Here is a 2,443-nt window from a genome sequence, read left to right as displayed (position 1 = left end):
CCCCGGCTCGGCCGCGCGGTAGGCCGGCTTCGCCAGCTCCTGGGCGGCCAGCTGCCGGGCCTGGTCGGCGCCCACGACCACCGGCACGCCGGGCGGCGGCGGGTCGGGAGGAGCGACGAGCATCAGCCCTGCGCGCGGGCGGCCCGCTGCAGCTCGATGTCGAAGCCCTCGCGCCGCATCCGCTGGTCGATGTAGAGCAGGCCGGTCACGCCCGCCTGGAACGGCGTGGTCAGGGTCCCGGCGATCACCGCGCCGATCGAGGTGACCAGCAGGCGCACCGGGGCGTACGGGTTCGTCTCCCCCGTGGCGGCGCCGACGCCGCTCGAGATCAGGGCGAACACCCCGGAGATGACCCCGGCGACGACGAGCACGACGAGCACGGCGAGGACGAGGACGCCGAGGATCGGCCAGAACCGGCCCCGCACGAGCGCGGGTGAGCGCCGCAGCGCCGCCGTCACCGGGATGCCCTCGAGCACGTACGCGGGGGCGGCGAGGGCCAGGACGACCCAGACGACGACCGCGAGCACCGCCCCGGCGAGCAGCCCGAGGAGGGCCAGCGCCGCGGTCGCGGCGGCCGGGGCGCCGAGGACGCCCAGCACCCCGGCCGGGACCAGTGGGACGACGAACGCGAGCACGGTCACGACGGCCACGAGGACGACGACCCCGAGCAGCCCGAGCAGCCGCGGGCGCGCCGCCTCCCAGCAGCTCCGCGCGTCGACGGGCGCGCCGAGCACCGAGCGGCTGAGCACCACGACGAGCAGCCCCGTCAGCACCGTGTTGGCCAGCAGGCTGACCAGCAGGTTGACGCCCGTGAAGCTGGCGAGGGCCCCGAGCGCCCCGCCCAGCTGGTCGAGCCGTGGCGGCGTGCCGCTGCTGTCGGCCAGCAGGGGTTCGACCGAGCTGGCGTACGACGCCTGGAAGGGGGCCTGGACGAGGACCGTCACGACCGCGACGACCGCGGAGATGCCGAGCACGACGCGCGGGTGGGCGCGGATGTACTGGAAGGCGCCGTCGAGCAGCTCCCCGAGGGCGAGGGGCCGCAGCGGCACGATCCCCGGACGCGGCGTGGCGACCGGGCCCCCGAACCCCCACGGGTCCCCGGGGCGACCCCGGGCCGGGTCGGTCGTGGGCCCCGGGGCCGCGGAGGGCTTGCCGGGGTGGCCCGATCCGCCGGGGCTCTGCCAGCTCCCGGAGCTCGGACGACCCCCGGGGCTCTGCCAGCCGCCGGGGCTCTGCCACCCGCCCGGGCTCTGCCGGTCGCCGGGGCCGGACGGCTCCGGGGTGCTCGCGCCGGTGGCCCGCGCGGGGTCCCACGGCGGCACCGCGTCGGGACCGGGTCCCTCCCCGGTGTCCTCGCGGGGACGGTCCTGCGGCTCGCTCACCTCGAAGCCCCTCTCCCGGTGGTCGCCGGCTGATCGTCTCGGTCGCCACCGATCGTGCCACGATGACGCCGTGGCCCCGATCTCCGCGCTGTGGCGCCGGCTCGACGAGCCCCACGGCCTCGTGCACGGCGCGATCTCCGAGCTGGAGGCGACGCCCGACCATCCCGACGGGGCCTTCCTCCTCGACGGCGCCGCGATCGGCACCGACTCGCCGGACGACACCGGCCCGGTCCTCGTCGAGCAGGGTGGCGGGTCGCCGGGGCCGGTCGGGCCGCGCCCGCCACACCCGTGGTCGACCCGCTTCTCGGTGGTCGTCGACGCCCGCTGGCAGACCCGCTCGTGCTTCGTCGAGGTGCTCGGCGGCGACGGCCTCGACCGGGTCACGCTGACCGCCGACGCGCTCGGCCACTGGACCCTCGACGGCCGCGACTGGGCCGAGCTCGAGGGCTGTCGCGACGTCGACGTCTCGATCTCGCCGCTGACCAACACCCTCGTGGTGCGCCGCCTCGCCCTCGAGGTCGGCGAGGAGCGCCGCCTGGACGTCGCCTGGCTCGACGTGCCCTCGCTCGCCGTCGCGCGGGTCACGCAGACCTACCGCCGCGAGCCCGACGGCCCCCACGGCGCACAGTACGTCTACGCCGACCCGACGTACGGATCCTTCGCGTTCACCGTCGATCCACTCGGCGTCGTCCGCGAGTACCAGGGGCTGTTCGCCCGCGTCGCCTGATTACGCTGGGGACGACCATCCGCGGCGCGACCGTGGCGCGAGAGGGGGCGGGCGGGGTGCCGAACCGGACGCGCTGGCTGCTGCTGCTCGGGGTGCTCGTCGTCGCGGTGGTCGTCGCGGTCACCGTCCCGCTGCCCTCGCCGCTCGAGCTGCGCGACTGGGCCGCCCGGCTCGGCCCCACCGCCCCGCTGGTCTTCTTCCTCGTGCACGCCGTCATCACGACGACGCCGATCCCCCGCACCGCGTTCACCCTCGCGGCCGGGCTCGTCTTCGGCCCGGTGTGGGGGCTGGGGCTCGCGGTGGGTGCGTCGATGGTCTCGGCGGCGATCGGGTT

Annotated in this window: 2 protein-coding genes and 1 pseudogene; 2 read left to right on the top strand and 1 reads right to left on the bottom strand. The window is 76.7% G+C overall.

The features are described 5' to 3' along the window. Positions 1-122 precede the first annotated feature (122 nt). Complete coding sequence (locus AC0CYZ_RS20400; protein WP_472218647.1) at positions 123-1,382, bottom strand: hypothetical protein; 1,260 nt, start codon at positions 1,380-1,382, stop codon at positions 123-125. Between the two features lie 70 nt (positions 1,383-1,452). Here AC0CYZ_RS20400 and AC0CYZ_RS20395 point away from each other — a divergent pair, with 70 nt between their 5' ends. Both AC0CYZ_RS20395 and AC0CYZ_RS20390 read left to right on the top strand, forming a co-directional pair. Further along, positions 1,453-2,109: a putative glycolipid-binding domain-containing protein gene (locus tag AC0CYZ_RS20395; RefSeq protein ID WP_472218645.1), complete on the top strand. Its 657-nt coding sequence runs from the start codon at positions 1,453-1,455 to the stop codon at positions 2,107-2,109. Between the two features lie 32 nt (positions 2,110-2,141). Further along, positions 2,142-2,443, top strand: a pseudogene (locus tag AC0CYZ_RS20390) (TVP38/TMEM64 family protein); the annotation flags it as partial.

It is taken from the genome of Actinomycetospora sp. (genome assembly GCF_055612215.1).
Note: the sequence above shows the minus strand (reverse complement) of the source record. Positions and strands in the feature narration are given on the sequence as shown.